2 protein-coding genes are annotated in these 4538 nt (G+C 40.3%); both read right to left on the bottom strand.

The features are described 5' to 3' along the window. Positions 1-3446: hypothetical protein (locus tag AACT21_RS06995; protein ID WP_254917185.1), on the bottom strand; the 3446-nt coding region annotated here is incomplete at its 3' end. A gap of 291 nt (positions 3447-3737) precedes the next feature. Beyond that, positions 3738-4301, bottom strand: coding sequence for a winged helix-turn-helix domain-containing protein (locus AACT21_RS06990; protein WP_019280814.1), 564 nt, complete (start codon positions 4299-4301; stop codon positions 3738-3740). Between the last annotated feature and the right edge of the window lie 237 nt (positions 4302-4538).

The raw sequence follows: 4538 nt of genomic DNA, 5'->3' as shown, positions 1-4538 counted from the left end.
GTAAATACTATCTCCCCGAGAGACTCTGTCATCATTATCTGACTTTTTTGTTTAACTTTAATCATGGGGAGAATACCCGCAGGGTGTCGGCTCATTGAAGAAATGCGCTGAAACGCGATTTCGGTCAATTGAAACTGGTTACGATCCGCTTTGCTACTACGAGAAAGCTGTTGATCGAACTTAGCCAATAGTTTGTGTGCAGCTTTGGTGCTCTTACTTCGAATAAGTTGCTCAACGAGTTCCTTTGTCAGTACATCTAACTGGTTTCGTTCTAAGCGATATTTTGCCGTCGCTTGCACAAAAGACTCTCGCCCTGCGTTGAGTAATTGGCTTTGACTTTGGCTCGATGCTTTAATTTCTTGCAGAAATTTACGTCCTGTAGCTGATGTTTCACCACCAATTATCTGACTAAGAGAACGCGAATGTTTAGGTCTGATATGAATATGACGACGAATATTATCAGCCCAACGACAACGCCAATGAATTCGTTGATCATAACTCACTTTCAAGTGTTCTATTTTATCGGCAGCAATCTCTTTGTTGACTTCGTGGTAACCCATTTTTTCTGCTATAGCCAATTTGGTCAATATACTTACCCCCCTAGCTTGTAGCTGTTTTTCTCCTGTACCGTTCGTGTTCAACCAATGATAAAGTTGGTTCAACTGAATATGATTTTGGTGGTCAGTTTGAATGGGTTGTAACAAATCGAGATCATTACTGCTGACGTCGTTCTGAGTCATCCAATCATTTTGTATCACGTTACTACTTTGGAGCACGACCGCAGGCGTATCATCAATTGGTCCATTAATGCCATGCATTGAGGCTAAAGGCAGTTCATGGCTGCCTAACTGGTTAAAACGTGTAACATAACCATGCTGAGCCAAACTAGGGGTGGTGGTTGCAAACGTTTTTTCATCGATTGCGGTGGGGAAAGCATAGGGGGGAGCAAGTGGAAACACCATCGCTGTCACTCCAGAACCCGCGGAGACATTTAAACTCGCAACGTAGTCAGTTTGGACATGTAAACTGCTCTCATTTCCTATTTTAGTGATGCGCTTATTCTCTCTGGCCACCGAAACATCGGCCCCAAATTTGATATAAGACCGTGGTGCCACCATAAACATATTGGGTGACACATTTATCCCCCTTTGCAGCCGAACTTCAGAGTTTTCGGCCAACGTCACCTTAAGTGTTTTTGTCTGCTCACTCGTATATTGGGGATGACTTATCGTATCTTGATACTCTTGCAGAACTTTATCCCCATCTTCGAGTTTGAAGAGGTAGCCTAGCGTTTTTGATAAGTCGGCATTTTTTACATTAAACGCGAAATTTTGTTCATGTTCTTTCTTCGCAGTTAAAGCTAAGGTTGCTTCAAAAGGCAACACAGTCACCACAGATCCATACTGATCCTTCACCAGGTTGGCAATGTCTTCCATGCCCGCCCCCGTACCAAGCATCGCTGTTGCCATTTTATCTTTTTTTCGAACGAACTGAATTTGCGTTTTTTCATCACCAAGCGCCACTAACTTACAATCATAGTGCTTTTCATAATAAGCCATTACACCTGCAAAATAGCCCCCGGCAAAAGGTAAACCAAAATGGGCAATTCCAGCAAAGCCGCTCAGCCCCTGCTGTGCGCTTAACGTTAACGCATCTCCCTTGGGCAAGGCATGCATACGCTGAACGATTTGATCCAAGATCTGGTGAGCGGGTGTTTGATTGCCTGTAACATGCGTCCATACTTTCCCCAAACCATTCTGCTGGTTGTTTAGTGACTCAGCCATACGAGAATGTATTTTATTAGCACACCGCCATGCCTTCATCGAAGGACAACCCGTTTGGATAGCACTATTCAACTCGTCACTTCTCTCGTTCAACAATTTATGTTTTAGGGTATCCATCGGATTTGTTTGGATTTTAATAGATTCAGAAGCCCCCTGACAGGCGAGATAAAGCCGAGTATTGATCAGCGTTCGTTCAATATATGAGAGATAAAGGTCAATCTCTTTATATTTAAACGAAGAATGGGTCGAATCTGTCAATGTTGTTAACTGATTCTGCATTGACCGTAGGATTGAGTGGATAGGCTCGATTGATAAGTTCTGAGCATCGGAGTGTAAAAGCAAATCCGAGAGCTGTTTGTTTAATATTGATATATTTTCTTTTAAGGCAGAATCCATTAAGCGTTTACCACTCACGCTGGTAATCACTACTTGATCGAGCACTTTTTCACTCGATTTCAATGAGTCAAGAATGAGTTTCTCTGCTGTTAGCTCTTCTATTTTATCGCTATCTCTAGTGTTATTTCCAACGCAAGAAATACTGAGTGCAACACGAAGCCGTGAATCTAATCGTGATCTATCCTTATCAAATTCATCCGTTAAAAAACACTTATTCCATTCATGTCTTAAATACGACTTCAAACTCAGCTGCTTAGCCAAACGCTGTTCAGCCATTACAATTTCAGCGGGCAGATGGCGATGATTCCATCTCTGTTTTCCCCATAACGCCATGGTATGTAACCCAGGATCAATCGATTTAGCATAAGACTTAGCTGCATCGACTTTTCTACCTCGTTGCCACTTTTCGTTGCCGCGTGAGACTCGATGCTTAATTCCATCAATCCAGCCAGACAGTGGCACAAATTGATTGCCAATATGCTTCACTTTGTTGCCAACAAAAGGGTTAGCATTGACAAAATGACTACTGTTGTTGGCCGCGAAATGCGCAAAAGCAATTGGTGGCGTATCAGAAACCGCCGATTGCCATTTTTCAGGTAATGCATTTGTTTCTGTTCGGAATTCCAAATGTTGCGTATCGAGATAAATAATTCGTTGTCTACCTGTATTTTCGCCAATGGTTGCAATAGTGACTTGTAACCATTTCCCGCAAGGCTTGATGTGCTGAATATATTCTTGGTCTGACAAGGGTGGAGCCAATTGCGCCTTACCACTAGCGACACTTAATCTGCGATTGTTTAAGGAATCAATTTTTACATCTGCTTCCTGTTCACCTTTCAGCATGAGCGTTACGGGTGGCGTGTTATCACTTCCCAATGTCACTTCAGTATTCGCCGATGTATGAACATCAACAACTAATTGACCCTGACTCGTCAATTTAGGCATAAGTTTAATGTGGCTACAGTGCGTATTACCCGTCGTTATATCCGTATAAACAGCTTGAAGATTTTGCTTTTTGTCAATCCAAAGTTGAGTAATTCGCTTATTAGGGATTTCAATGGGTGCGAATAAATAATCAGCTTTACGATGATGGAATGGCCGACGATGCCACATCTCACGTAATAAACCACGGTTTTTCCCCGTGATTAGAATGAGTTTACCATCTTGAATTGAAGCCATCATTTTAAGACCATGAGGTTGATCAACACTGGTAAGGTCTACAAAGTGCTGAGCACTAATAGTATCTGGACGAATAGGATTAAACATTAATCCATTTTCGTTTTCGTTTATGTCTTGATGAATAGAATTGATCTGCGTAGCCGGTACATTCGTAACCATAGGGATTACCACTCTTCTTCGTAGAATAAGAAATACAATCTATGCCTGCACAATTACTTATTAATAGCCATATAACATATTTTTTAAAAAAAAGAGAACAACAATGGCTATCAACACTTATAACTAAAAAAACAAAAATGGTGCTCACTCAAAACAAGCAGCAAAATACCTTTAACCTTACTACTTGCTTTAAGATAAAACTTAAAATATTCAGCCCATTCACGACCAGAGGACCATAAACCCGATCGTACAAAGTGAAGCGATTAGCGCTGCAAAAAAGACAACAAAAAAAACCAAATGACCTCTAACAAATAAATCAATAAATGAATCATTATATTCCATCTGCATTGTCGAAGAATCCGATCTATTTACAGCACTCAAGGTAGGTCGTGCCGCTAATTTCCGTTCACTACTCGTCACACGTTTTATTTCTATTGCTGGAGGAATATCAACCCATAATAAATCTGAAAATGGAACCTCCGTAATTAACATATACCCTTCTTTAGGAACCGTCTTAATTTCACATGTCACTCCGTCAAACAATGACAAATGTTTACGCAAATTTGACACGGCTTTAGTCAGTGAGGTTTCACTGACTAATACTTTCCCCCACACTTGTTCATGAATTTCTTCTTTAAGAACAACTGTATTACTTTGTTCACATAGCAATTTTAAAATAGCACCATCTCGGCTACCGAGACTAACAATTTGTTCATCTGCTAGAATTTCACATTTCAGGGCATCAAAAATAACTTCTTTTCCCAACGTATAATTTCTTTCCATAGGTCTACCCTCTTCTATTTTTTCGAAATTAAAGTCCTTAAATCCACCAAAAACCGATAAATTGCACCCCCATGAACCTGTGAATTACGTGTTATTTTGCAAAAAAAAATTAATGCATTAATAATAACAGGATACGGAACACGGAATAAAAAGAAAGGTAGTGAACGGCACCAACTTTCTTTTTAAAAATTAACTTTCTATTGCATTTACTTGCTCAATGGACACACAGTATTGGTC

Origin of the sequence: Vibrio sp. V08_P9A1T1, assembly GCF_963874405.1 — a bacterium.
Taxonomy (GTDB): Bacteria; Pseudomonadota; Gammaproteobacteria; order Enterobacterales; family Vibrionaceae; genus Vibrio; species Vibrio anguillarum.
This window is presented reverse-complemented; position numbering and strand designations above follow the sequence as displayed.

What these genes read in the sequence shown, in the direction of transcription:
- AACT21_RS06990 (WP_019280814.1), bottom strand. Translation starts at nt 4,301, where the DNA reads ATGGAAAGAAATTATACGTTGGGAAAAGAAGTTATTTTTGATGCCCTG.